This is a genomic window from Ruminococcus sp. RTP21484sp1_RTP21281st1_A8_RTP21281_210402 (assembly GCF_040914025.1).
GTDB classification, from domain to species: Bacteria; Bacillota; Clostridia; order Lachnospirales; family Lachnospiraceae; genus Blautia_A; species Blautia_A faecis.
The window spans coordinates 26,238-52,939 of record NZ_JBCPGE010000031.1; the positions used below are offsets into that span (position 1 = coordinate 26,238).

Annotated in this window: 27 protein-coding genes, 1 pseudogene and 1 riboswitch; of the genes and pseudogenes, 9 read left to right on the plus strand and 19 right to left on the minus strand. The window is 44.7% G+C overall.

Going from position 1 to position 26,702, the window contains the following annotated elements; translation table 11 throughout:
* Positions 1–47: 47 nt before the first annotated feature.
* The 7 genes from AB5170_RS14685 to AB5170_RS14715 all read right to left on the minus strand — a co-directional run bounded on the left by AB5170_RS14685 (position 48) and on the right by AB5170_RS14715 (position 6,474).
* Positions 48–887: a S1 RNA-binding domain-containing protein gene (locus tag AB5170_RS14685; RefSeq protein ID WP_173718338.1), complete on the minus strand. Its 840-nt coding sequence runs from the start codon at positions 885–887 to the stop codon at positions 48–50.
* A 158-nt stretch (positions 888–1,045) separates the two neighbouring features.
* Entirely contained in the window at positions 1,046–1,789 is a 744-nt protein-coding gene (locus tag AB5170_RS14690) for an amino acid ABC transporter ATP-binding protein (RefSeq protein WP_118583574.1), read from the minus strand.
* A complete protein-coding gene (locus AB5170_RS14695) occupies positions 1,789–2,580 on the minus strand; it encodes an amino acid ABC transporter permease (protein ID WP_118583519.1) in 792 nt (263 codons plus the stop codon). Before AB5170_RS14695 ends, AB5170_RS14690 begins: the two co-directional genes overlap by 1 nt.
* Positions 2,581–2,709: 129 nt before the next feature.
* Complete coding sequence (locus AB5170_RS14700) at positions 2,710–3,567, minus strand: transporter substrate-binding domain-containing protein (RefSeq protein ID WP_173718336.1); 858 nt, start codon at positions 3,565–3,567, stop codon at positions 2,710–2,712.
* Between the two features lie 230 nt (positions 3,568–3,797).
* Positions 3,798–3,992 (minus strand): hypothetical protein, encoded by a 195-nt coding sequence (locus AB5170_RS14705; RefSeq protein ID WP_148463316.1) that lies wholly within the window; start codon positions 3,990–3,992, stop codon positions 3,798–3,800.
* Positions 3,993–3,996: 4 nt separating this feature from the next.
* Positions 3,997–5,304 carry a glycerate kinase gene (locus AB5170_RS14710; protein WP_195379315.1) on the minus strand — a complete coding sequence of 436 codons (1,308 nt, stop codon included), beginning with the start codon at positions 5,302–5,304 and terminating at the stop codon, positions 3,997–3,999.
* Between the two features lie 30 nt (positions 5,305–5,334).
* A complete protein-coding gene (locus tag AB5170_RS14715; RefSeq protein WP_368361500.1) occupies positions 5,335–6,474 on the minus strand; it encodes a helix-turn-helix domain-containing protein in 1,140 nt (379 codons plus the stop codon).
* 200 nt (positions 6,475–6,674) lie between these two features.
* Between AB5170_RS14715 and AB5170_RS14720 the strand changes: the two genes are divergently transcribed.
* Together AB5170_RS14720 and AB5170_RS14725 are read left to right on the plus strand one after the other, a co-directional pair.
* Positions 6,675–7,691, plus strand: a complete 1,017-nt coding sequence (locus AB5170_RS14720) for an SPFH domain-containing protein (RefSeq protein WP_195982925.1) — start codon at positions 6,675–6,677, stop codon at positions 7,689–7,691.
* Positions 7,691–7,906: a PTS ascorbate transporter subunit IIC gene (locus AB5170_RS14725; RefSeq protein WP_173719187.1), complete on the plus strand. Its 216-nt coding sequence runs from the start codon at positions 7,691–7,693 to the stop codon at positions 7,904–7,906. Before AB5170_RS14720 ends, AB5170_RS14725 begins: the two co-directional genes overlap by 1 nt.
* A gap of 445 nt (positions 7,907–8,351) precedes the next feature.
* Here the strand turns inward: AB5170_RS14725 and AB5170_RS14730 are convergent, their stop codons facing one another.
* From AB5170_RS14730 to AB5170_RS14740, 3 genes are all read right to left on the minus strand, one after another.
* Positions 8,352–8,846 carry a hypothetical protein gene (locus AB5170_RS14730; RefSeq protein ID WP_173719188.1) on the minus strand — a complete coding sequence of 165 codons (495 nt, stop codon included), beginning with the start codon at positions 8,844–8,846 and terminating at the stop codon, positions 8,352–8,354.
* Positions 8,847–9,105: 259 nt separating this feature from the next.
* Positions 9,106–9,960, minus strand: coding sequence for an alpha/beta hydrolase (locus AB5170_RS14735; protein WP_148463310.1), 855 nt, complete (start codon positions 9,958–9,960; stop codon positions 9,106–9,108).
* Between the two features lie 228 nt (positions 9,961–10,188).
* Positions 10,189–11,073, minus strand: a complete 885-nt coding sequence (locus AB5170_RS14740; RefSeq protein WP_173719190.1) for an AraC family transcriptional regulator — start codon at positions 11,071–11,073, stop codon at positions 10,189–10,191.
* A gap of 420 nt (positions 11,074–11,493) precedes the next feature.
* On the opposite strand from AB5170_RS14740, the gene AB5170_RS14745 reads away from it, so the two are divergent.
* The 4 genes from AB5170_RS14745 (at position 11,494) to AB5170_RS14760 (ending at position 17,065) form a co-directional block, all read left to right on the plus strand.
* Positions 11,494–12,786 carry an ABC transporter substrate-binding protein gene (locus tag AB5170_RS14745; RefSeq protein WP_173716967.1) on the plus strand — a complete coding sequence of 431 codons (1,293 nt, stop codon included), beginning with the start codon at positions 11,494–11,496 and terminating at the stop codon, positions 12,784–12,786.
* A gap of 218 nt (positions 12,787–13,004) precedes the next feature.
* Positions 13,005–13,892, plus strand: coding sequence for a carbohydrate ABC transporter permease (locus tag AB5170_RS14750; RefSeq protein WP_118583552.1), 888 nt, complete (start codon positions 13,005–13,007; stop codon positions 13,890–13,892).
* A 12-nt stretch (positions 13,893–13,904) separates the two neighbouring features.
* Positions 13,905–14,759: a carbohydrate ABC transporter permease gene (locus tag AB5170_RS14755; RefSeq protein ID WP_173769643.1), complete on the plus strand. Its 855-nt coding sequence runs from the start codon at positions 13,905–13,907 to the stop codon at positions 14,757–14,759.
* Between the two features lie 134 nt (positions 14,760–14,893).
* Positions 14,894–17,065 (plus strand): glycoside hydrolase family 3 C-terminal domain-containing protein, encoded by a 2,172-nt coding sequence (locus AB5170_RS14760; protein WP_226837860.1) that lies wholly within the window; start codon positions 14,894–14,896, stop codon positions 17,063–17,065.
* Positions 17,066–17,198: 133 nt separating this feature from the next.
* Here AB5170_RS14760 and AB5170_RS14765 read toward each other — a convergent pair whose 3' ends face one another.
* From AB5170_RS14765 to AB5170_RS14775, 3 genes are all read right to left on the minus strand, one after another.
* The gene (locus AB5170_RS14765) at positions 17,199–17,897 is read right to left on the minus strand and encodes an L-ribulose-5-phosphate 4-epimerase (RefSeq protein ID WP_118583558.1); all 699 of its coding nucleotides are present in this window, start codon (positions 17,895–17,897) and stop codon (positions 17,199–17,201) included.
* A 401-nt stretch (positions 17,898–18,298) separates the two neighbouring features.
* Positions 18,299–19,267: a Gfo/Idh/MocA family protein gene (locus tag AB5170_RS14770; RefSeq protein WP_295260916.1), complete on the minus strand. Its 969-nt coding sequence runs from the start codon at positions 19,265–19,267 to the stop codon at positions 18,299–18,301.
* Between the two features lie 122 nt (positions 19,268–19,389).
* A complete protein-coding gene (locus tag AB5170_RS14775) occupies positions 19,390–20,100 on the minus strand; it encodes an acyl-[acyl-carrier-protein] thioesterase (protein ID WP_195992601.1) in 711 nt (236 codons plus the stop codon).
* 29 nt (positions 20,101–20,129) lie between these two features.
* Here AB5170_RS14775 and AB5170_RS14780 point away from each other — a divergent pair, with 29 nt between their 5' ends.
* The 3 genes and pseudogenes from AB5170_RS14780 to AB5170_RS14790 form a co-directional block, all read left to right on the plus strand.
* Positions 20,130–20,207, plus strand: a complete 78-nt coding sequence (locus tag AB5170_RS14780) for a DUF6783 domain-containing protein (protein WP_368357117.1) — start codon at positions 20,130–20,132, stop codon at positions 20,205–20,207.
* Positions 20,208–20,329: 122 nt separating this feature from the next.
* A riboswitch (purine riboswitch) is annotated at positions 20,330–20,426 on the plus strand.
* Between the two features lie 146 nt (positions 20,427–20,572).
* Complete coding sequence (locus tag AB5170_RS14785) at positions 20,573–21,901, plus strand: amidohydrolase family protein (protein WP_226837857.1); 1,329 nt, start codon at positions 20,573–20,575, stop codon at positions 21,899–21,901.
* 82 nt (positions 21,902–21,983) lie between these two features.
* Positions 21,984–22,064, plus strand: a pseudogene (locus AB5170_RS14790) (DUF6783 domain-containing protein); the annotation flags it as partial.
* A 65-nt stretch (positions 22,065–22,129) separates the two neighbouring features.
* On the opposite strand, the gene AB5170_RS14795 reads toward AB5170_RS14790, so the two are convergent.
* The 6 genes from AB5170_RS14795 to AB5170_RS14820 all read right to left on the minus strand — a co-directional run.
* Positions 22,130–23,146, minus strand: coding sequence for a GTP-binding protein (locus AB5170_RS14795; RefSeq protein WP_226837856.1), 1,017 nt, complete (start codon positions 23,144–23,146; stop codon positions 22,130–22,132).
* A 3-nt stretch (positions 23,147–23,149) separates the two neighbouring features.
* Positions 23,150–23,335 (minus strand): GHKL domain-containing protein, encoded by a 186-nt coding sequence (locus AB5170_RS14800; protein ID WP_226837855.1) that lies wholly within the window; start codon positions 23,333–23,335, stop codon positions 23,150–23,152.
* An 18-nt stretch (positions 23,336–23,353) separates the two neighbouring features.
* Positions 23,354–23,668, minus strand: a complete 315-nt coding sequence (locus tag AB5170_RS14805; RefSeq protein WP_226837854.1) for a hypothetical protein — start codon at positions 23,666–23,668, stop codon at positions 23,354–23,356.
* Positions 23,669–23,674: 6 nt separating this feature from the next.
* Entirely contained in the window at positions 23,675–25,081 is a 1,407-nt protein-coding gene (locus AB5170_RS14810; protein WP_313720505.1) for an MATE family efflux transporter, read from the minus strand.
* A gap of 461 nt (positions 25,082–25,542) precedes the next feature.
* A complete protein-coding gene (locus AB5170_RS14815) occupies positions 25,543–26,046 on the minus strand; it encodes a leucine-rich repeat domain-containing protein (RefSeq protein ID WP_368365089.1) in 504 nt (167 codons plus the stop codon).
* Position 26,047: 1 nt separating this feature from the next.
* A partial coding sequence (locus tag AB5170_RS14820) for a hypothetical protein (protein ID WP_368365090.1) occupies positions 26,048–26,702 on the minus strand: 655 nt, incomplete at its 5' end.

Sequence of the window (26,702 nt, forward strand, 5' to 3'; positions counted from 1 at the left end):
GGTATGCAGGTTTTATTATTTTCCAATAAAGGGTGTATCAGATTCCATTATTTCTTGTAGATGCGTTTGTCCTTAATCTCAATTTTACCTTCTTTCAGAAGGTGTCCCACAGCACGTTTAAAGGCATTCTTGCTGAGTCCGAATTCGCGTTTGATCACTTCTGGTGAGGCTTTGTCATCGAAGGGGAGGACGCCGGCGAATTCTTCGATTATGCTAAGGACGCTCTCGGCATCTTCGTTAATCTGGATGTAGGCTTTCTGACGGTCTGTGACGTTCATCTTGCCATCCTCTTTCACCTCGGAAACGCGAAGGTCGAGGACTTCGCCCGGGCGGTATTTGCCGCTGGCTTCTCTGGCTGGGATCAGGGCGGAATATTTGTCATCAACAGCTACAAAAACACCGAAACGATCGCTGATCTCGTAGACACGCCCTTTTACGGAATCACCTGTTACATATGGGGTTCTGGTAGAAAGGTAATGGTATACCTTCATGGTGGCGCAGAGACGGCTGCTCTTATCTACATAAAGGGCTACCAGGCACTCCTGTCCTTCCCGCACACGGCTGGTCTGCTCATGGTATGGAAGGAGCAGGTCTTTCTCTAAGCCCCAATCCAGGAATGCACCGATCTTGGTTACCTGAAGCACTTTCAGAACAGCAGTCTGTCCAACCTGAAGAAGTGGTTCTCTGGTGGTTGCAATAAGACGGTCCCTGGAATCCTTGTAAATAAATACATCCAGTGCATCGCCCTCTCTGGTTCCCTCCGGAACCTGTTTCGCAGGAAGAAGCACTCTGTCTTCCTGGCCTGCATTTTTATCTTCTGCAAGGTAAACACCGAAATCTACGGTCTTTGCCACAATAAGCTTCTGTTTTTTTCCTATTTCAATCATGGATTCTCCTTAATTCAATTACGGTTAAATATAAAATTTCTCAGTAGCTTCCCAATCTATTGTCCAGTATAGCACACATTTACCGCCACTGTGAACATTAACTTATTGAAGTAAGGATAAAAAATGCAGAATTCCCATCTGCAAAGCGACTTTCCGGCTCATGCATTGCGGAAGCGGCTCAGGAAATCTTTTGTCAGCGGGTCTTTCGGATTCTCAAACAGCTCCTTCGGCGGTCTGTCTTCTACGATAACGCCATTTGCCATGAAGATTACACGCTTGGAAACGTCACGAGCAAATGCCATCTCATGGGTGACGATGATCATGGTCAGGCCTTCGTGTGCAAGGTCTCTCATAACCTCCAGAACCTCGCCTACCATCTGGGGATCCAGCGCGGAGGTTGGCTCGTCGAAAAGAAGGATTTCCGGCTCCATGGCAAGAGCTCTTGCAATTGCCACACGCTGTTTCTGGCCTCCGGAAAGCTGTTTGGGTTTGGCGTTGATGTACGGCGCCATACCTACTTTTTCCAGATAATACAAAGCTTTTTTCTCTGCCTCTTCTTTGCTCTTTTTCAAAACCTTTACCTGACCTACGGTGCAGTTTTTCAGGGCAGTCATGTTGTTAAAAAGGTTAAAATTCTGGAACACCATACCTACCTTTGAACGGTATTCCGGAACGTTTACGTTCTTACTGGTGATGTCAGTTCCATGATAATTGATTTCTCCGGTGGATGGAGTTTCCAGCATATTCAGGCAGCGAAGAAGCGTGGATTTACCAGAACCGGACGGTCCGATAATGCACGTCACATCTCCCGGGCTTACGGAAAAATCAATATCTCTCAGTACCTGATTGCTGCCAAATGCTTTTCCCAGATGCTTGACTTCAAGGATTTTTTCACTCATGATCATTTCTCCTCCTTCTTCTTAGGGTAGGAATACAGACCACTTGTGTGAGCCAGTGTATCCGTTGTGGCAAGGTCATAATTCTGCGGACCTTCCATCTTGTGTTCCAGCAGGCGGAGCAGTCTGGAGCATACAAAAGTAAGGATAAAGTACATTACCATAGCGATGGTAAAGGATTCAAAGTAAGTATAATAGGCTCCGGCTACGCCTTTTGTTGTGTAGAAAAGTTCTACAATTCCAATAATGGAAAGAACGCAGGTATCCTTGATATTGATGATCAGGTTGTTGCCAATCTGAGGCATGATGTTGCGCAATGCCTGTGGAAGGATTACGTTCATCATAGTCTGTACATGCGTCATTCCGATTGCTTTTGCAGCTTCTGTCTGACCTTCGTCAACAGAAAGGATTCCGCCTCGGACAGTTTCTGCCATGTAGGCTCCGGTATTGATAGATACTACGAAAAATGCCGCAAACCACATAGACATGTTGATATTGAACAGGTAAGCACTTCCGTAATAGATAAACATGGCCTGTACCATCATTGGGGTGCCGCGGAAAAATTCCACGTAGCATGCCATAATAAATTTGAGAAATCCAACCAGTGTCTTTTTAACGGCGGAGTCCCGTTTATCTACAGGAATTGTTTGAATAATTCCAACTATAAAGCCAATAAGGCACCCTAAAAAGGTGCCTACAATGGCTATGATCATTGTATTTCCGGCTCCTGACAAAAAGGAGGAACCGTATTGCTGGAGCAGATACTGGATCCGGCCCCAGAAGGTTTCAGGAAGCATATTTTTCTCTCCTATCTCTCTCGACTTTATTTACAAAGACCGTCTGCGAAATATCCTGCAAAGTGAATCTTACAAAATGCAGGAATGATTTTTCAAACAGCCTCAAATGCAGCGAAATCACTGTAACCCTTACTCTGACAGCGGCTGTACGGAAATTGCTTCGTCCATCATTTCTTTGTAATCATCCTCTGTCATTTTATCCAGTACGCTGTTCAGGGCATCCAGAAGCTCTGTATTGCCTTTCTGTACGGAAATACCAATGTTGATATCCTCATCTGATACCTCAAAATCTCCGTCTGTGCCAGAAAAATCAAGAAGTTTGAAATCCGGGTAAGCTACGCAGGCAGCCATTCCGGTAGGCATATCAGTTACAACAGCGTCACATTTTCCAGATTCCAGGGCAACCAGCATGGCAGGCGCACTTTCCTGTGCAGGAAGAATGTTTGCGTCCTCAATCTGCGGCAGGCAGGAATCATACCAGATAGTGTTCTGCTGGGAAGTACAGGTAACGCCCTTCAGATCTGCCACACTTTTTGCATCTGCATAATCGCCGTCGCTTTTTACCAGGGTAATAATGGATGCATAGTAGTATGGCTCTGTGAAATCTACCATCTGCTGACGTTCGGATGTAATGGACTGACCTGCGATTACGCAGTCAACTTTTCCAGACTGGACAGCCGGTACCAGGGAATCCCAGTCCAGTTTCACGATTTCCAGATCGTATCCCAGCTCGTCACAGATTTTTTTCGCCATCATAACGTCGTATCCATATGCGTAATCAGAGCTTCCGGAAATGGGAACAGCTCCGTTGGAATCATCTGGCTGTGTCCAGTTGTATGGTGCATAGCTGCACTCCATTGCTACCTTTAATGTTTTCTTCTCTTCTGCCTGTACCATTGTAAGTCCAAGTCCCGGCATTGCTGTCACGGTAACAGCTGCTGCCATAAGACCACTTGTCATTTTTCTCCATAAATAGCTCTTCTTCATTTTTCTTTCCTCCTCTTTGTAAAAAACTCATTAATCACAGCACCACCGATATTTTATCGGTGTGTTTCCTCATTTCGAGGTTGTTTCCCCATTTCCGGGTAAAAAAAATGCAATGGCGGCGTTATCACACTAACGCGCCATTGCGTTGTAGTTCATATTACTCTTGTTTGTGGGAGAAGTCAAGAGGGGGGAGTTGCAGAATTCATGGTTTTTCTCCATATTTCTCTGGCTCACAGATTCTTTTCATCCTTCAACGCACATATTTTTTTAACCGTTAAACCAGAAATATCTGCAATTTCCTCAATCGTATACTTGCCCACTTGCAACATTTTGACGGCTGTAGCCATTTGATTTTCCAGTCTTCCAAGCTCAAGTCCTTGCTCAATCAGTTTATCCGACTCTAATTCCAGCACTTTTCCGCCCATAATTTCACCAATTCCTTTCTTTCAGCCTAATCACCCGGAACACCTGCTCTACAGCACTTTCCATATTTTTCTGTGCAGTCTGCGGATCCATGGCTTCTTCCAGAGTGGTCACCTGACGGAGGATTGGGAAAAAAGCGTCGATTCCAGCTTCATTACAAGAGGCAGCATCTTCAGTGACCGAGCCAGAAAAGGCAAGCACTGGCTTTCCATATTTCTTTGCAAGTCTGGCAATTCCGATGGGCGCTTTTCCCATAACGGTCTGGCCATCCAGACGACCTTCACCAGTGATTACGATGTCTGCATTTTTTATCTGATTTTCTATGCCGATTTCTTCCAGGACAATGCTTATACCTGGTTCCAGTTTTCCATGAAGAAAAGTACGGAAGGCAAAGCCAAGGCCTCCGGCTGCTCCGCAGCCTGGGTAGTTTGGATCATAATTAAATTTTCCCAATTGGGTTTTGGAATCTGCAAAATATTCTTCTGTTATCTTTGCATAGTTTTCCATCCACCCGTCCATCAGCTCCACCATCTCCGGTGTTGCGCCTTTCTGGGGGCCGAAGATATAGCTGCAGCCTTTTTCCCCATATAAAGGGTTGTCCACGTCACAGGCAATGCGGAAGCTGCATTCTTTTAATTCCGGAAGCAAATTTTTGCAACTGATGGAGGCAAGCTTTTCCACACCTTCTGCTCCAAATGGCACCTGTTTTCCACTTTTATCCAGAAGCTCTCCTCCCAAAGCCTGAAGCATACCGATTCCACCATCATTCGTTGCACTGCCTCCGATTCCGATGATAAAATTTCGGCAGCCTTTGGAAATGGCGTCTTTTATGACCTCTCCAACACCATAGGTTGTAGTGTTTATAGGATTCAGAAGTTCAGGTGGAACCAAAGTGATCCCGGCTGCACCAGCAATTTCTATAATGGCAGTCTTTCCGCACTTTTTCTCATTCTTGTAGCCACGTTTACTTTCTATTATAGAAGTATTTTCTACTACGGAAGCATTCTCTGAAACAGCCATCATCTCTTTTCCCACAAAATCAATTCTACCTGAACCGCCTATATTACGTTTCTCCCAAATTGCATATTCGCAGACAACCGGGGCTCCAAGTGGTCCAGTAACTGTCACATTCTCCAAGCTTCCCCCAAGTCCCTGGGCCAGTGCCCGCACTGTCCCTTCCCCGCCATCTGCCAGCGGATAAGCCTTGGTCTTGGCTTCCGAATATACTTTCCGAATGCCTGCTGCGGCAGCTTCACCCGCTTCTATAGAACTCATGCTCCCTTTGAATGAATCAATTGCAATTACTACTTTCATGTTCTTTTCTCCCGTTTTTTCAAATACGATCTACCCTTCTATTTTTTCACTCCACAAATCCATTCCAATTGCAGAACTTCCTTCTTTTATCGTAATTTTATAATCAGAATCCACCTGAATATCATAGCCATATATGCTTTCTTTTCCCGCTTCTGCGTCTTTTTGATCTGCATAATAGGAAAAACCTACACGGTAGATATCCGGATGCAGGTCAATCTGAACATAACTATATCCCCGTATCCAGTCTTCTTCAAGATTTTTTTCATTGAGCAACAGCTGTGTTGCGTACTGTTCTGCCACATCCCCCTTGCTGGTTCCCATGGCATTTTCTATGGACCTGGCAGCAAAGCCATGTAAAGTCCACGCCGTTATCAAAATCTCCAGAACCACCACAACAGCAATAAGTACCGGGTTCTTTTTTTCCTTGCACATTCTCTTTACTGCAAATCCAAATGCGTATATCACAATCGCCAGATTCACCAGACATGTGATGAGACTTGCTTCCTGTCTATGTTGTTCCCAGAATCCGTCAGGAACCAGGAAAGAACATATTGTGAAAAATATGCCGGTCAGAGTGATTGTAAAAAATCCATAAATTCTTTTGCTTTCCTTATCTTCCCGATTCACCCACAGATAATATCCACTCACAGCAGCTCCCGCGCCAAGAAGCCCGGCAAATAACGCACCGCCAAGGTTTGCATGACCAGAGAATTTAAACACAGCCACAATGAGCAGAATTACCGGTATCGCAAGATAGCCTGCGATTTTATCCTGATGCTGTTGCTGTTTTCGTATTTCTTCCATTGATTGCATCATCTCAGTCACCTCTGCAGACGTGTATTTTTTCTCTGCTTTCTCTCTCTTTTCTGCCATCCCGTTTTTTTCTGCTGCTTCATTCATTTCTACTGTCCCATCTTTTTCTGCTGCCTCATCTTTTTTCACGTTAGCCCCTTCGGTTGTCTGCATTTCTGATCTCATCAGTTCCAAAAGTGATACCCCCAGTGCATCTGCCAATGGCTCCATTGTATTAATATCCGGAAATCCAAGTCCCCGTTCCCAACGGCTGACCGCCTTATCCGTCACTCCGACTTTTCCGGCAAGATCGGCCTGTGTCATATGATGCTCTTTTCTTCTTTCCGAAATAAATGCCCCAAACCTTTTTGCGTCCACTATATGATATCCTCCATAATTCTTTTGCGTTACTCTCTTATATACACTAAAATGTGGATTTTCGTCAATCGACGATTTGTTTACCTGGAAAAAAACGAAAAATTTTCTATAACTCTCTTGTATGTATTGACATTTTGATATCTAAATGATATCATATTTGTATCTCGTAAAAGATAATTTTCATTATCAGGAGGATTGCTATGAAAGAAAAAGTTTTGGACAACAAGAAAAATGGTATGGGAATGATGGTGCTGTTTATTCTGCTCTATGCCGTGGCCGCAGTCGCTGTAATATTCGGCGCAGCCTTCGAACAGATTCCCCTTATGGTCATCGGTATCATCTGGGCTTCACTTGGATGGATCCCGTTCCTTGGCCTTAAAGTGCTGAAGCCGCAGGAAGCCCTTGTACTCACCTTATTCGGCAAATATGTGGGAACTTTAAAGAATGACGGTTTCTATTGGGTAAATCCTTTTTGTACAGCTGTAAACCCGGCTGCAAAGACGAGACTGAACCAGAGCGGTGACGTAGATGGAGGAAATGCCGCCAAATCCGTTCTCACACTGGCCACCGGAACTTCCGCTTCCACAAGCAGTACATATGTAAACAAAAAGATTTCCCTGAAGATCATGACCTTAAATAACAACCGTCAGAAGATCAACGACTGCCTGGGAAATCCGGTAGAAATCGGAATTGCCGTTATGTGGCGTGTAACAGATACTGCGAAAGCTGTTTTCAACGTAGATAACTATAAGGAATATCTTTCCTTGCAGTGTGACAGCGCGCTACGAAATATCGTGAGAATTTACCCTTATGACGTAGCACCCAATGTAGATACCACTGGGGATGGTGTAGCAGATGAGGGAAGTCTTCGCGGTTCCAGTGAAATCGTAGCCGGACGCATCCGTGATGAAATCCAGCAGAAAGTAGCAGATGCCGGTCTGGAAATTATTGAAGCCCGCATCACCTACCTTGCTTATGCACCTGAGATTGCAGCGGTTATGCTGCAGAGACAGCAGGCTTCCGCTATCATCGACGCAAGAAAGATGATCGTAGACGGTGCTGTTGGTATGGTAGAAATGGCATTAGAGCGATTGAATGAAAACAATGTGGTAGAACTTGACGAGGAGCGGAAGGCTGCCATGGTTTCCAATCTTCTCGTAGTGCTGTGCGGCAATCACGATGCCCAGCCGGTGGTTAATTCCGGCAGTCTGTACTAATGGCTGAAACCAGAGATACCCGGCCTAAGAAACAGATCCCGCTCAGGCTTTCTGCCAAGCTTTATGACCAGATTGCAGCCTGGGCGGAGGATGATTTCCGCTCCGTAAACGGGCAGATTGAATATCTGCTCACCGAATGTGTCCGCCAGCGCAAGAAAAATGGGAAATACGTTTCCGACACGATGGATAAACCGCCGGAACTGGATATCTCATGATTTCCAGCATAAAAAGCCCTTCTACTTGCCAAACCCACTATCGACAATTATAAAACAATACAAATTTTTCACATTTTAAACAAATCAGGGAGTACAGATGTTATAACAACAGTGCTGTACTCCCCGCTTTTATCTATTCGTGCACAGAGGGTAATGACTTTCTGAATGCTCTGAACACCAATTCTGTTTTGTATGGTATTTAACGCTTATAATTATAATTGTTAAGCTTATTTTCTTCGTTCTTTGTGTTAATTTATCTTTTGTATTTTAGTATTTCTATAATTCTATAAAATGATATATTACTTGCAATTTGCTTTCTCTATATGTATTTTTCTGTTTCGTTTTTCTATTTTGTTTTTCTATTACGTTTTTCTGATGCATTTTATATTTCATGTTTTCTGAGAGTATTTCTACAGCCATTCTTATGTATGAATGGTTCTGTCAATCACATACACAGCCTCTGCTTTATCGCGGTGATGTCTTTCTCATGTTTGTTCACGTAAAATAAAAGTCTTTCCTGCGTTTCCCATCTCTTTTGTTGTTCTTCCAGCTTTTGTAAAAGATTGGAATGATTCTCTGCTACAACCTGAAGCTTCCAGTCTGTAGTGTTCTCCACATGAAGCCAGAGTTCTTTTACACTTCTTTGCAATTCTGATACTGATGCATCCAATTCACATACATGCTTGTCTACGCTGCGCAAGTTCGCTTCCAGATTCTCAAAGCGGCTCTTGGTTTCGCTTTCGAAGTTGTCAACGCGAGTTTCTAAGCTGTCAAAGCGGCTTTCCAACTTGTCGAAACGGCTTTCCAACTTGTCGAAGCGGCTTTCCAAATTATCGAAACGGCTTTCCAACTTGTCGAAACGGCTTTCCAAATTCCCAATCCGTGTCTCAATGGGCACCAGCAATCCTGCAATCGCCTGTAGATCTTCTTTCGTCAACATTTCTTTCACCTCCCGTATATTTAAGATAAAAAAAGTATATCAGCAAAATAATATAAAAACAACACTTGAAGTACATTTTGTTCTGTGTTATAATCACTCCACACATGATTTGCAGCAACACATTTCAGAACAGGAAAAAAGTCCACTGTCTGGGAATCCCCAAGGCAACGGACTTTAAAGCTTCTACTCACCTAATCTATATTTTCTATTACTTTCATATTCTTACCAACTGTGGAAATTTCACCAACACCCCATCTTTTTATTCCCAAGGTGCCTTTACGACTTCCTTCGCTTCAAACAGGTGCTTCATCCAGTCACCGGCAAGCTGAATCCAGCTCTCACATTCTGCCTGGATTCCATAGCCATTGGGGCATGCTGTTTCTGCAGTGGCAAGTCCCAGACCATGACTGCCCACTGGATAAATATGCAATTCTGCCGGAATATCCAGAGCGTGAAGTGCCTGGAAAAACAGCAGGGAGTTCTCTACCGGTACAGTATCATCCGGTGCTGTATGCCACAGGAAAGTCGACGGGGTATCCTTCGTAACATTATATTCCAGGGACAGGAATCTGCGTTTCTCTTCATCTGCATAATCCTCTCCCAGAACGCTTTCAAAAGAACCCTTATGTGCTTTCTCGCCAGAAGTGATTACCGGATAGCTGAGCATAAGCCCATTGGGGCGAAACTTTTCGGAGTCCATGCCCAAAGCTTCTGCAACAAAGGGCTTGTTCCAGAATACACCAAGGCTTGCCGCCAGATGTCCACCAGCAGAAGAACCCTGGACTACGATCTTCTCTGTATCAATATGCCATTTTTCTGCATTTTCACGGAGCATTGCAACTGCTGTAGCCAGCTGAAGAAGCGCCTCCGGGAAACGTGCCGGAGCAACGCTGTAGCGCAAAATCGCAGCATGATAGCCCATTGCCATAAATCTGACGGCAAGAGCTTCTGCCTCTCTGTCAGAAGTCATCTGATAGCCGCCGCCAGGACAGATCAGCACAACCGGTCTTTTTCTCTCCGGATCGATTTCAGGTGAATTGTCCAGGAAATATGTAAATAAATTTGCTTTAAACTCAGAATCTTTTAATTGAATCTCTATTTTTTCGTGAATCATTTCGCGAACCTCCTGTTGTATATATTTCGTTCATTTTATAATGTCAGGAATAACCAGCTTATCCCCTAAAGCATGTTTGGAAAAAAGCTTTCTGTAAGACGTACGTCACAATTTTGGCGTGCAGTTTGCAATAATGCTTTTTCAAACAGGCTCTAATGCCATAATAATTTTCTTCCTATAAGAAATCAATACCTAAATAAAATTGACACCTGCTTTTTCAAACACGCTCTAGTTCCCCATCTTCTTCCTGTCATACATCTCCCTGAACTCCGTAGGCGTACAATTATTCATCAGCTTAAACATCCGAAGAAACGCCGACAGACTGGAAAACCCTGACTTAAATGCCACCTCCGTCACACTCACTCCCGGATCCTGCAGCAACGTTTTTGCAAATTCAATTCTCTTCTGATTCAAATACTTATAAAAAGTAGAATCTGTATACTGCTTAAACAACCTGGAAAAATGATACTTACTGAATCCTGCCTGGGAAGCCACTCCCTCCAGGCTCAAATCTTCCGCAAAATGATTGTTAATATAATCTGTAACCAGGATAAACTTCTCCACATATTCCTTCTGCCTGCTGTTTGCTCCGTTTTCTTTCTGCTGTCCCGCTACAGTATGTGCATTTACACGCTGTCTTCCAACGCATGTAAGAATCTCAAGGAATTTCGAAATAATCATAGTTTCCAGATAGGGAGACTCACCGAAATATTCCTCTTTGATTTCCAGCATAAGCGTTTTTACTTTTTCATAAATCTGCGGATACCCCTCCGGTGTAATCAAAGTAGCCGGGGTTATAATCATAGTAAGCAAGTTCAGCTCCTTGGTAGAAATATTGTTCAGACACGGCTGAAAAATAATCCGCTCTCCGCTTTCCGGAGCAAAAAGCTCATGAAGCATACACGGACCGATAATCAGCACATCCCCCTCACGCAGATTGTATTCCTTTCCACCGCACAGTGCCTTATAGCCATTTACGATTGGCATAAGTACCTCGAAGGAGGTATGCCAGTGCGGTGGGTAATTCTCGTATTCATCATTATAATAGAGACAAACCTGCTCATCCTCCCGGAAATCTACTGTTTCATGTATTCCACTAAGCTTATGTATCATTTCCCCATGCTCCTTCCCTGTATATTCTTATTATAATGCTCCTGAGTTTCACCCTTTTACCAGAGCATGTTTGAATTTTCCCAACATATATCATTTTCCGACGGTCAGTATCAAATATTGTCATTTAGTTCTCAAATATTGCGTTTTTCAATATGTTTGTATTGTATCAAATGTTTCTTTTTTTATCAATATATAGCCAAATTTATATTTTAAATCTAAATAAGTATCGTTTATCTTTGTATATATTGCATAATTTTCTATGTTTTAAATTATATACTTTGACATATACTTGTTTTTGTACAATTTTAGATAGCAATAATTGATAGTAAACAAACAAGAATTAGAAAGAAAACCCAGGCAATCTCTGCTATAGTAAGAATTACCAAATACGAGATCTAAATTTTTAAAAGGAGGTTCAATATGAACAAGAAACGAGCACTTTCAATATTAATGGCTGCAGCAATGGCAGCTGGAACACTGGTTACCTCTGTACCGGTTTATGCTGATGATGTTGAAGAAATCACATGGATGTTCTGGGATGACCTGGAAGCTACGGAAGATCTTATTTCCAAAGGTTACAAAGATGTCATTGATCGTTTCAACGAAGAGTACGATGGCAAATATCACGTAACTCCGATCACCACCAACCTGGAAGAGTATGATGGCAAGCTGAACGCACTGATCGCAGCCGGACAGACACCGGACGTTTACATCTGTAACCCTGGTCCAAACATGGACGTATATGTAAATGCAGGCGCAGCAGCTGATCTTACCGATATCCTTGAGAATCAGGAAGCAGACTGGTACGCATCCTTTACAGATGGTATCTTCGAGAGAATGACCTATGACGGAAAGATCATGGCAGTTCCTACCAACTTCGCAGCAGCCTGCGTTTACTACAACACAGAGATGTTCGCAGATGCCGGAGTTGAAGTTCCTACCACATACGACGAACTGATCGCTGCATGCCAGAAGCTTCAGGATGCTGGCTACACACCAATCTCCTGCTCCGCAGGTACCGCATGGTGCTTATCCATGATCGCTGGTTATCTGTGTGACCGCCAGGGCGTTGACCTCGCAGCTATCGCAGACCATACCGCTAACTGGACAGACGAGAACTGTATCGAAGCAGGCACCAAATTAAAAGACCTTTCCCAGTATTTCCAGGCTACAGCAGCCGGAGATTCCAACGACCAGGCTACAGCAGCTTTCTATAACGGCGAAGCAGCTATGCTGGTTCAGGGTTCCTGGGCAATCGCACAGATCAATGGTAACAACCCAGACTTTGAGTCCAAATGTGGTGTATTCCAGTTCCCTGGAATTGACGGTGCAAATGACCCGAACCGTATGATCGTTAAGACAGACAACCTGCTTATGAGCTCCACAACAGAGCATCAGGACGCAGCCATCGCTCTTATGAAGATGTTCACAGACGAGACAGCTCAGAAATACACAGCAGAAATCGGCGGCAAGTTCCCTATCATCAAAGACCTTGAAATCGACTACGACAAAGCTCCTGCACAGCTGAAATACGTTCAGGATATCATGGCCAAAGCAACTGGTACATTCGGATTCTACAATGAGTCCCTTGCATCTGTAGAAGCTGGTGACTGCTTTGATAACGCAATGGTTGACATCTTCCTTGGAAACCAGACACCTGAAGAAGCATTCCAGACCGTACAGACATTCTATGAGGAGAACGTTTGGGAATAAATCCTCCCTTATAAAAAATAAGTTATAAACCCAGGCACATGGCTGCCGCGGAACGGACTAAGGCATGTTCCGCGGCAGTCTTTTTACTAAAAAGGTTATCGCCAGTCAGCGAGCCCACCAAAATCAATACAATACTCATGCAGACAACGGCTTATTCTTTGCTATCATTCGGTTTTCTTTAGTAGTAAAACCGCACACATTTGACGGAAGGAGATATTATGGATAAAATTCTGCGCGACAAAAAAGCCATTTTCGTATTTATCGCCCCGGCGCTGATCATGTTCCTTCTGGTCCTGATCATCCCGACGATACAAATGGTTTACTACTCACTCTGCGATTACGCAGCACTTACACCCCCTGAATTTGTGGGATTAAAAAACTATAAGAAACTGTTTTTCGGTGATGCCACATTCCGTATTGCCCTGAAAAACTCCATCTTTTTCATGATCTTTTCAGCAGTCACACAGCAGATCTTCGGTCTTTTACTTGCTGTTATGCTCACCAACATCCCGAAAGGCCGCAACATTTTCAAGAACATTTATTATCTTCCATGCGTACTTTCCTCAGCAGCACTTGGACTTCTCTGGTCCTTCCTTTTCAATCCGAGAATTGGTATCAACAATCTGCTTGCAAAATTCGGCATTGAAGGACCTCTGTGGCTGATGGACTCTACCGGATTTATTGTACTTCCCATGTGGGTTATCGCATTTGTTGCCCTGTGGCAGTACCTTGGTCAGAACATGATGCTTTATATGGCACAGATCACCGGAATTTCCCGTGATATTTATGAAGCTTCCTATATAGACGGCGCGTCAAAGGTAAAAGCATTCCGCTATATCACCCTTCCGCTGATCAAACCAATGATGATCACATCACTTTCCCTGAACTGTATCGGTTCCCTGAAGTTCTTCGACCTGGTTTACAATATGACTCAGGGTGGTCCGAACCACAGAACAGAAGTCCTTGCAACTGAGCTTTACGCAGAAGGTTTCAACTATTTCAAATACGGCTACGCCAGCGCCATTTCCGTGGTGCTCCTGGTGCTCTGCCTGCTTGTAACCCTTCTGGTAAAGAAAGTCATCAAAGTTGAAACTTACGAGTCATAAGGAGGTGGGAAAATGAGCAACGTAAAAGTAAAAGCTCCGAAAAAGCCGGTAAAACCGGTAATCGTAGTGATTTATATCCTGCTGGTGATCCTGGCAGTTATTTATCTGGCTCCACTTCTGTGGATGCTGTCTGTATCTCTGAAAGATAACGCTGGTGTTATGTCCGCACCATTTTCCCTGCCAGAAGTATTTCATTTTGAAAACTATGCGCAGGCATGGCAGATGGGAAAACTTGGCACCGCCCTTATAAACTCTGTCATCGTCTGCGGCGCTACCCTGATTGTCAGTCTTTTCTTCGGCGCTATGGCAGCTTTTGCCATCGCCAGAATGCGCTGGAAATTATCGGAATTCATGCACACCTTCTTCCTCATCGGAATGATGGTTCCAGTACATTGTGTTCTGATTCCTCTTTTTGTAAGATTTGCAAAACTTGGTCTTACCAATTCCCAGGGCGGATTGATGATTCCTTATATTACCTTCTCCCTGCCAATGACCATTTTCCTGCTTACCGGATTTTTCCGTTCCATGCCAGGAGAAATGTTCGAGGCTGCTGCCATTGATGGTTGCGGAATCTACGGATGCTTTTTCCGGATCGCACTGCCACTTTGCAGAACCGGCTTCTTCGTATCCGGTCTGATGACCTTCATCAACAACTGGAACGAGCTGCTTCTTGCCATGGTATTTATTTCCGATCCTATGAAAAAGACACTGCCGGTTACACTAACCTATTTCGTTGGGCCTTACGCAACCAACTATGTGCAGATGTTTGCTGCGATCATTATCGCAATCGCACCTACAGTCGTTGTTTACTCCCTGTTCAGTAACCAGATCGTAGAAGGTCTTACCACAGGTGCAGTCAAGGGATGATACATAACATTGAAACCTTTTCATTTACTAAACTTTGTGACCTGTATTTGTGCAGGTCACAGAGTTTATATACCCCGATTTAACATTGTGTTTTATAGTCACCATGAATTTATGACAACAACAGGAGAAACATTATGAACAGAGAAGAGGCTAGAAAAAAAGCGACCGAACTGGTCAATCAGATGACTTTGGAGGAAAAAGCAAGCCAGCTGCGTTATGACGCTCCGGCGATCAAGCGACTGGGCATCCCGGCTTACAACTGGTGGAACGAAGCTCTCCACGGAGTCGCACGCGCCGGCCAGGCAACTGTTTTCCCACAAGCAATCGGCCTTGGAGCTACTTTTGACACAGAGCTTCTAGAGGAAATCGCAGATGTGACTGCCACTGAAGGCCGCGCCAAATACAATGCTTATTCCCAGGAAGAGGACCGTGATATTTACAAAGGGCTTACTTTCTGGTCCCCAAACGTAAATATTTTTCGCGATCCCAGATGGGGACGAGGACATGAAACCTATGGTGAAGATCCTTATCTTACCAAAGAGCTGGGTGTTTCCTTTGTAAAAGGACTCCAGGGTGATGGAGAAGTTATAAAAGCCGCTGCCTGCGCGAAACACTTTGCAGTCCACTCAGGACCGGAAGCGATCCGCCATGAATTTGACGCCATTGCTACCCCGAAGGATATGGAAGAAACCTACCTGCCGGCTTTTGAAGCCTTGGCAAAAGAAGCAGACGTGGAAGGCTTCATGGGTGCTTACAACCGCACTAACGGCGAACCTTGCTGCGGAAGTCCTACTCTTCAGAAAAAGCTGCGCGGTGACTGGAGCTTCCAGGGATATTTCGTTTCCGACTGCTGGGCGATCAAAGACTTCCATGAGCACCACATGGTAACCAGCACACCCGCTGAATCGGCTGCTCTTGCCTTAAACAACGGCTGCGATCTGAACTGTGGAAACACTTATCTTCATATTTTGAAAGCTTATGAAAAAGGGCTGATTTCAGAAGAAACTATCACAGAATCTGCGATCCGTCTTTTCACAACCAGATATATGCTGGGATTATTTGAAGAAACAGAATATGACAAGATTCCATATTCAGAGGTAGAATCCCCGGAGCATCTGGCACTTTCCAGAAAAGCCGCCGAAGAAAGCTTCGTGCTTCTGAAAAACAACGGAATCCTGCCATTACAGAAAGAGAAGATCAAAACCATTGGAATCGTGGGACCAAATGCAGACAGCCGCGCGGCACTGGTAGGAAACTATCACGGTACCGCATCCCGTTATTGTACCATTCAGGAAGGCATTCAGGATTATCTTGGTGCTGGCGGAAGCGATGTCCGGGTGCTTGCTTCCGTGGGCTGTGATCTTTTCCGCGACCGTACTGAGCATCTGGCACTTACCCAGGACCGACTGGCCGAGGCCAAGATTGTTGCCGCAAACAGTGATGTGGTAATCCTCTGTGTAGGACTTGATGAAACGCTGGAGGGTGAAGAAGGAGATACCGGAAACAGCTACGCTTCCGGTGACAAAGAGACCTTGCAGCTTCCACAGGTTCAGCTGGATCTGATGGAAGCCATGGCACAGTCAGGCAAACCGGTTGTTCTGTGCTTAATGGCCGGAAGTGACATTGATCTTTCTTATGCAGAAGAACATTTCGATGCAGTGATGGTTCTGTGGTACCCAGGTGCCGAAGGTGGAAAAGCCGCCGCAAGAATACTGTTCGGAGATGTCTCCCCATCCGGCAAACTGCCAGTGACCTTCTACAATACCCTGGAAGAACTTCCGGATTTCACCGACTACGCCATGAAGGGACGCACCTACCGCTATATGGAAAATAAGGCGCAGTTCCCATTTGGATATGGATTGACTTATGGGAAGGTAGTAGTGACAGATGCAGTTGTCAGTGAAAACAGCGCAGCCGACACAAATGGTACAAGTGTTTCCGGCAAGGCAGGTTTCGAAAGCGGCACTAATACCACAGCAGCACCAGTTACAATCCAGGCCACTGTCACCAACCAGGGCGCAATTGATACCCGGGATGTGGTTCAGGTTTACATAAAGAATGCAGATTCTTCTCTGGCCGTTCCAAACCCGGAGCTTGCTGCTTTCACTCCTGTTTTCCTGAAAGCAGGCGAAACAAAAACCGTCACACTTTCCATTGCTCCAAAGGCCTTCACCGTAGTAGATGAAACTGGAGCAAGAACAGAGGACGGCAGCCACTTCCATATTTACGTTGGCTGTACACAGCCGGACAAGAGAAGTATGGAACTTGCAGGTGCGAAACCAGTGGAAATTGAATATAGTAAATAATCTTTATAAGGCGAACTACTATCTTAGTTGTTCGTCTTATATTTTTCCTCCTTTAAAAGCATCGAATATTAAGTAACCGCCATTCATACCTATCTCAAGGTACAAACAGCGGTCACGCAATTCATCTCAGTTTTCACTCAATATTTTCCTGTCCATAATAAGCATTTGCACCATGTTTTCTATAGTAATGCTTATCCTGAAGCTCCTGCGGAGCAGGTTTCACATTCGGATTGATCAGCTCGCAGCGGGAAGCCATCTTGGCAACTTCTTCCAGAACTACTGCATTATGCACTGCCTCGTGCGCATCCTTGCCCCATGTGAAAGGACCATGATTCTTGCAAAGAACAGCCGGAACAGCCTCATAATCTCTCTTCTTGAAATAGTCGGCAATGAGAATACCAGTATTCTTCTCATAAGCTTCCGCAATCTCACTCTTATCCAGATTACGGACGCATGGAACCTCACCGTAAATATAATCAGCATGAGTGGTTCCATAGCATGGAATTGCGCGGCCGGCCTGTGCCCAGCTGGTAGCCCAGGAGGAATGAGTATGTACGATTCCACCGATCTTCGGGAAAGCATTGTACAGAACTACATGGGTCGGAGTATCAGATGATGGGTTATATTTACCTTCTACTTTATTACCTTCCAGGTCTACAACTACCATATCTTCCGGTGTCAGTTTCTCATATTCCACACCACTTGGCTTGATTACGAAAAGACCTTTTTCACGATCAATTCCACTTACATTTCCCCAGGTAAAAGTAACCAGGCCGTATTTCGGCAGGTCCATATTTGCTTTGTAAACTTCTTCTTTTAATTTTTCAAGCATAGCTGTATCCTCCTTTTTACACACGCAAATACGCATTTTATTCTTCAGATGTCTGGTTACATCTCACAAAAAGCTTCCGGTATCTTTCCATTCCCCTTGTCCATCAGAGCTCCTGCATTCTTTACCGCAGACATCATATTAAACATAATATAGCACTTGTGCGGATGTATTTCTACTTGTATCTTATATTTTTTGTATCTGTTTCTATTGTTGTTACTGTTCACTAAAGCATGTTTGAAAAAGGCTTTCTGCAAAATGTTCGTCACAATTTGCAAGAGATTGCAGGAATAATTTTTCAAACAGGCTTTGGCAGCATTTCACAAGGTGTTTATAACTATGAAGATCCCGGACGGCAGCTGTGAGAGCGCCACAGGCGCAAAATAGCTGAGCTTCCTCCCTGCCTACTCATACAACGGAATCTCATAGCCCCAGGATTTCCTGATTCCATCCATGATCTCCATCACACGCACAGTCTCATCATGAGGCATTTCCGGGCATTCCTTTTCGCCCTGTGCGATTGCTCTGGCGCAGGCCTCAACCTCATACTCATAGCCTGTGATCTGTGCCGGAGGCAAATAAGCTGCAACCTCCTTATGCTCCTTGTCAAACACTGTGATTTTCTCCGGATTATTAATATTCTGCACCTGAATATAACCTTTGGTTCCAAAAATACTTCCCATTCTGTCAGAAATTTCACGGGCACCACACTGCAAGGTAGCCATGCGGTCGCCTTCAAATACCATAGCAATCGTATCCAGCATATCCACACCTTCACGGAAAATAGCAGTTGCCTGTACATTCTTCAACTTATCCCCAAGAACCATGCTTGCGAAATTAATGGTATAAACACCAACATCCAGAAGCGCACCGCCTGCCAGCTCCGGCTTACGGATACGTTCCACCTCACTGATGGCATAGTTCAGATTGGCAGTAACAGCTGTCACTTCACCGATCACACCGCTTGAAATAATATCATCGATCATCTTTCTGGATGGCATATATCTGGTCCAGATTGCCTCTGTGATCAGCAGGTTTTTCTCTTTCGCCAGGGCAAAAAGCTTTCTTGCCTGGTCTGCATTTACAGTAAACGCCTTTTCACAAAGCACATTTTTTCCTGCCTCCAGGCACATCTTTGCATGAAGATAATGATGGGAATGAGGGGTTGCAATATAAACCAGATCCACCTGCGGGTCTGCAAGCATTTCCTCATAAGAGCCATAAGCCTTGGAAAAACCGTATTTCTCGGCAAAAGCCTGCGCCCGTTCAAAGCTTCTGGCTGCCACTGCGTAATTCTCCACATCCTTCATTCCAGCTACTGTTTTCGCCATCTGAACTGCAATTCCTCCAGCTCCAAGTATTCCAATTTTCATTTATGTAAACCGCCTTTCTAATAAAATTTCCTGTTTCGCCATTCTCAACTGACCTCCCTGTATGGAGATATCTCTAAAGCGATACAGTTATTTCGCTCACATGATATTCATATAGTCTCACCTCATGCAGACATAAACTCTACAATCGCATAAGGTTCGCCATTCTCCGTGGAAAGCGCAACCGTAACCTTTCCCATTTCCAGCTTCACTGCCGGATAAAAAACGTCTCCAAGCAGTGCCTGCTTCTTATATTCTGCCCTCATCTGGCGGATTTCAAAGCCTTCTGGCAGATAGTCTGCCCCCATGCGGATATACTGACAATTATTAACATGGTGATGGGTGTCCAGATGATGTTTCTGTATTGCAAAAGACTCCTGAGCTTCCATCCCTTCCGGAAGGGCAATCTTACGTGGCGCATAATCCATCTCCAGCTTTTCATCCAGTTCGTATCCTCTGGTGTCTTCGTCTGTAAGTCTGGCCGGCAGACCGGTCTCTGTATCAATATTGGTCCAGATACTGTTTGCATAGGATAAAAGCTCTCCATCTTCTGTTTTCAGAGTGAAGTTACGCATTCCAAGAAAGCCTTTGAAGCCATATGGCGCCGTTGATGCCACAATCGTCTCTCCCAATCCCGGATATCGGTTCACCACAATCTGCCAGGATGACAACACCCAGGCTCTCTGGCGTTCCTCCAGCGCCTTCATTCCCTGCCCTATATTCTCAGATTGAAAGGTGCAGCAATCCTGATAATAATTCTGAATTCCAGGAAGAGTCAGGCAACCATCTTCGCCTATTTCACTGTATCTGACACGGCCTTTAAAACTGTAACTCATGTTATGTCAATCTCCATTCTAGAGCCTGTTTGAAAAATCATTCCCGCAATCTGCACGCCCCACTTTGTGGGAGATTTTGCAGAAAGCCTTTTTCAAACACGCTCTAATTTCTTGTCCGCAAATTTTACTTCATTATATAACAAATCCAGCAATAAAGATATGAAAATGTAGATTTTTTTTGTGAAAATCCCCTTGATTCTGCACCCTTTACCATGTACAATAAAGGTATAAAATAAAAACAGCAAACGCTTATATATGTCCATAATCTGGTTGGACGTTTCTACCAACTACCCTAATAGTTGTCTATAAGCTGCATGCGAAGAGGTATGCAGGTATGGCATTTTCCGGGTGGTTTTTTTATTGCTGAATCAGCCCGAAATCACATTTTGCATGTTTCCGGCAGTACGTTCTCAGCCGCAAACTATCCCGGAGTTTTACTTTGCCTCGCCTCTGGCAGAAAGGATGGTCTGATATGAAAAAAGATTTGTTTGCTTTGAAAGGTACAATTTGTTACAGCAAGAATCAGAAAGAACTTGTTTTTCATGAAAACTCTTATGTAGTCTGTGAAAACAGTCTCTGTGCTGGTATTTTTTCCCAGCTTCCGGCAGAATATAAGGACATTCCGGTAGAAGACATGGGTGATCGACTGATCATCCCAGGATTCACTGACCTTCATCTGCACGCTCCCCAGTACGCTTACCGCGGAACCGGCATGGATCTGGAGCTGCTGGACTGGCTGAACACCATCACTTTCCCACAGGAAGCCAAGTACGCTGACCTGTCCTATGCGAAAAAGGCTTACTCCATTTTCGTGGATGACTTAAAGCACAGCTTCACCACCAGAGCCTGCATTTTCGCCACCTTGCACCGTCCGGCAACGGAGCTTCTCATGGACATGCTGGAGGAAAGCGGTCTAACAACTATGGTTGGAAAAGTAAATATGGATCGCAATGGAGCACTGGAGCTTCAGGAGAAAAGCGCACAGGCTTCTGCACAGGATACACGCCAGTGGCTGGAAGAGATCAAGGGACGTTACGACCACACCTACCCAATCCTAACCCCACGTTTTACCCCATCCTGTACGGATGAACTGATGACCGAGCTGGGAAAAATCCAGCGGGAATACCACATTCCAATTCAGTCTCATCTGTCTGAAAATTTCGGGGAAATTGCATGGGTAAAGGAGCTTTGTCCCACAAGCAGATTTTATGGGGATGCGTATGATATGTTTGGATTGTTTGGAACGAAACCTGCAGCAAACGAAGAAGTCTCCAATCCTGCTTCTGCAAGCAGCAATACATGCCCTACTATCATGGCCCACTGTGTTCATTCCACAGATGAGGAAATCCAGATGATCAAAGACCAGGGTGTTTACATCGCCCATTGCCCGGAATCCAACACCGACATTGCTTCCGGAATCGCTCCCATCCGCCGTTATCTTGACATGGGACTTCACGTAGGTCTTGGAACTGATGTTGCCGGTGGATTTTCCCTTTCCATGTTCCGCGCAATTGCCGATGCCATCCAGGTTTCCAAGCTCCGCTGGCGCCTGATGGACCAGACCCAGGCCCCGGTTACTCTGGAAGAAGCTTTTTACATGGCCACGATCGGTGGTGGCTCCTTCTTCGGAAAAGTCGGCAGCTTCGAAAAAGGCTATGAATTCGACGCCATGATTCTGGACGACAGCAATATCCGTCATCCCCAGGAAATCTCCACCCGTGACAGACTGGAAAGGCTTGTTTATCTGTCCGACGACCGCAATTTGGTTGGGAAATATGTGCAGGGACGGAAAGTAATTTAAATTTCAGATTTTCAAAATTACGCTTTGATATTTTCTTAAATAATGGTAATCTAGAGCGTATTTGAAAAAGGCTTTCTGCAAGATGTGCGTCACAATTTGTGGGAAATTTCGCTCGGATGAGGGCGCCGTAGCGGGCTACGGCAACCGAATTCGGGTGAAATCTCCCGCAAAGTGGGGCGTACAGATTGCGGGAATAATTTTTCAAACACGCTCTAGTCAATATGGCGGTTACTTAATATTCGCTGTCCCCAGATACTCCCGTATCCGCGCCTCATTCATATTCTCCCCGATCACGATCACGACTTCCTGGCCTGCGGAAATGGGCCTTAGGGAAAATTCTTTACGGGTGGCGTTTAATTCCAGCCAGTTATTGTCGGCGGACACTTTCTGAGCGGAGCCCGAATTCATTTTTTCGTTTTCGGTTACCGCGGCAGCATTTTCTTCTAATTTCACAAAGCCCTTAATTCGGAAAACATCCCCACATTCCGGATCATCCAGAATCTGATGCGCTGCTTTCTCCAACTGGGTCTCGGAACTCTTCAGCTCCATAAAATACAATGACTGGAACCCTTCTTTCTCATCAAAACACTGTTTCTCGAAATCTTCCATCACATACCCGCTGTTGAAAATCTTCTGAAAATCCTCATCTGTAAACTTTTCCCAATTCTTATTCAGTATCTCATTTTCCGTAAAACGTCGTTTGCATTTCACGCTTTCCAGTGCGCGATTCAGATGTTTCACAGTTCCACTAATCTCTTCCTCAGATGCCTCCTGGCTCTTGCTCAGAACAATACAACCTGCATCAGCCGCCTCTGAAGCCAGAATATACTCTGCCTGTGGCTGCAGCTTCTCCTCCAGTCTGGCATCCAGAATGGTAATCACATTTCCAATCTGATACCACTTATCCAACGGCTCTTCATAAAGGGCATCGAAAAACTCATCCACATCAAAAATCCCGGAAGGCTCAATGAGAACTCTGTCATATCCGCACATTCCCATTGCGATCAGCTTGGTCTTGAAACGTCTTCTGTGGCAGTCCGCATCACATCCACCTGAAACCATTTCCAGCTCGCAGTTCTCACCTTCCAGATCATGAAGCAGCATCATGTCCACATTCACTGCACCAAAATCATTCTCCAGAATTCCAATATTCTGCCCCTGACTCATCAGCCATGCAGCATATTTCTTTATGAAAGTCGTTTTTCCTGAGCCAAGAAAGCCTGTAATTAAATCAACTTTAACCATTTTTTAATCTTCAACCTCACTTTTCAATATAAAGCTGGCCTGGAACCTGTTGCCGACCGCTTCGAAGTGACTGGCTCCGCCGTGTTTTTCACACAGTTTTTTCATGGAAAGAATGCCGATTCCTTCCTGTTTGTTTTGCCGTTTTTTTTGAGTAAATTTTCCCATTTTCCTGGAATAATATTCCGTCAAAAGAATTGTCTACCGTAATCAGAAGCATGTCGTGTTTCTTCTCCGTAGCAACTTCAATAAACCAGGGACAAGCCAGATATTTACAGCAGCCATTACAATACAGAAAGCAATAAGATTTATCTTATAAAACGGCACGTCAATTTCCCGGTAATTTTCCACCCACATGCAGATTCCGAAGTCCACAGCCAGACCAATTGCATAGATTACAGTCAGTCTGATCCTGTCTTTATCTGAGATTTTTTCGTGAAACGGAACAATTCGCAGGATCAGAGTGGGGACATGAGCCAGGATACAGAGAAGACTTACAATCGCGATTATAATTGTATTTTCCATATATTTTTACCTCGTTTTAAAGTACTCCATGGGACGGTCCGCCTCTCCGTTTTTCTTCTCCATCCTCTTTAACTCCGGCAATATAGTCAGCAGCATTGTAACGAAACAAAGGCTTCCGCCAATTACATTAGATACCGGCTCTGCCAGGAATACTCCGTGAGTTCCCATTTTAAACACGTAGGGAAGCAGGTATGTCAACGGAACTACAATAAAAACTTTTCTCAAAAGCGAGAAGAAAATGGCCTGTTTTTTCTTATTTAAAGACTTGAAAACAGTCTGTCCAATGTACTGCAGATCCATAAAAATAAAGGCTGCAAAGTAGGTTTTCAGTGCCGGAACTGCATCCTTTATCAAGAGCTTATCGGAGCTGAAAATGGCAATCAGATAATCCGGAACAAAGATAATCACGTTCCACATTACTGCTGTATAAACCAGAACCATTACTGCCAGAGTGACCATTGCCTTGCGGACAAGCTTCGGTCTTTTTGCCCCATAATTATAGCTCAGAATAGGTGATGTTCCTTCATTTATAGCATAAATCGGCGTCTCTACCATCTGACGGACACTGGATACGATAGTCATAACGGATATGTAAACATCCCCTCCGGTGACCCCCAGAACATTGTTGCAGCAGATGGTTACCAGGCTGTTTGTCAGCTGCATAATGAAGCCTGCAGTACCAAGACTGACAATGTTTTTTGCATTCTCTTTGCAGCTTTTCAGCTCTGTTTTTTTCAAAAGCCGAGCTTTCATTTCCGCTCTTTTTTCAAGAAAAAGTAGTACATAAGCAGCTGATAGGAACTGGGAAAGAACAGTCGCAATGGCAGCTCCTTTGATTCCGAAACCAAGCACAAAAATGAATAATGGATCCAGGATCAGATTGGCGACTGCACCAATTGCTACAGAAAGCATGCCAGTTGTCGCGTATCCCTGTGCATTGATAAATGGGTTCATTCCTGTGGCGATCATGGATGGAATCGTTCCGATCAGGTAGATCATCATGTAGGGATATGCATAAACCAAAGCATCCTCAGATGCTCCAAAAAGTACCAGCAGAGGTCTTGCAAAAAGCATACCAGCTATCATCAGAATGATCCCGCTTCCGCACACCATAGTAAAGGAAGTGTTCATCACTTCCTGCGCTTTCTGGTTGTCTTTCATACCTCTGTTTATAGAAAAAACAGGAGCGCCGCCACTGCCAAACAGATTTGCAAAGGCAGTGATAATCACGATTAACGGGAAACATAAACCGACTGCGCCAAGCGCTGTAGTTCCCACTTCAGGGATTCTGGCGATATAGATTCTGTCTACAATATTATATAAAAGACTGAGTATCTGTGCCACCAGCATGGGGATTGCAGCGCTGAAAATGTTTCTGGTTACCGTGCCATTTTCAAAATCAATTCGTTTCATTTTGTTTCACAACTTTCTTTTTAATTCATATTTTTATAATACTCTTGTTCTGTCAGTACAAATTGTTCCATTTCTTGTGGAAATCTGGTAATCTCCGACATCCAGACAGTCCCCATTTTAGAGCGTGTTTTTATTCAGAATGGGTTACTGCTGCGTAGGGCATCCTGGCCGGAAAGTGTCTTCTAACTCCAGTTTTCCGGTGCCTTTAAGTGTAAAAAATCCCGCCTCATGATATAATTTCTCCTGAAATTGTTTGAACTTTATGAGTTTATTTTGCACATTACGTGGAAAAATGTCAAGAGAAAAGGGACTATAACAGATGAATGTCACTTCACACGCAACACGCATCTATTACAGTCCCTTATATATTCTCTTGTTATATTAGTTTGAACCGCCGATTGCTTTTTCGATGTTTGAAGACCCAGCTTTCTTTGAAAATCTCCCCATAACACAAACAAATATTACATCTTCTTTATTACAATCTTTTTGCTTATGCCTCGTTTTACAAAAACCGTTTTGTAGCTCTTTGCCTTTTTCCTGGGGACGTAGACTTTCATCTTGGATGGAGTGCCTTTGAAGGCATTAGAGCCTACGTATTTGGCTTTCAGGCGGGAGGTGTAGATTCTCATTTCGTTTAACTTTTTGCAGCCATAAAAGCTTTGTTTTCCGATAGCTTTTACTGAGCCTCCGATTTGTACGTAAGAGAGTTTCGTGCACTTATAAAAGGCATAGCTTTTAATCTGGATTACATTGTTTCCTATGATAGCCTTTTTCAGGTATTTATTGCTCTTGAATGCTTTGGCGGCTATTGAGGTTACTTTGTAATTCGCGCCCTTCAGGTTTACGCTGTCTGGAATTGTGACAGTGCTTACCTTTTTCTTTATCGGTTTTATATATTCTACCGTGTCTGTGGCGGTAACTTTATAATATCCGTTTGTCGCCGGATGTTTCACTGTTGTGCCCACTTTATATCCAGTCGGCGCAGGTGTGTTTGTCGGCACTGGCGTGTTCGTCGGCACTGGCGTTGCCGTTGGTACTGGCGTGTTTGTCGGCACTGGCGTGTTTGTCGGTACTGGCGTGTTCGTCGGCGTTGCCGTTGGTATTGGTGTATTCGTCGGTACTGGCGTGTTCGTCGGCACTGGCGTGTTTGTCGGCGTTGCCGTTGGTATTGGTGTGTTCGTCGGTACTGGCGTGTTCGTCGGTACTGGCGTGTTTGTCGGCGTTGCCGTTGGTATTGGTGTGTTCGTCGGTACTGGCGTATTCGTCGGCACTGGCGTGTTTGTCGGTACTGGCGTGTTCGTCGGCGTTGCTGTTGGTACCGGCGTGTTCGTCGGCGTTGCCGTTGGTATTGGTGTGTTTGTCGGTACTGGCGTATTCGTCGGCACTGGCGTGTTCGTCGGCGTTGCCGTTGGTACCGGCGTGTTTGTCGGCACTGGCGTATTCGTCGGCATTGCCGTTGGCACTGGCGTGTTTGTCGGTACCGGCGTGTTTGTCGGCGTTGCCGTTGGCACTGGCGTGTTTGTCGGTACTGACGTGTTCGTCGGTACTGGCGTATTCGTCGGCACTGGCGTGTTCGTCGGCGTTGCCGTTGGTACCGGCGTGTTTGTCGGCACTGGCGTAT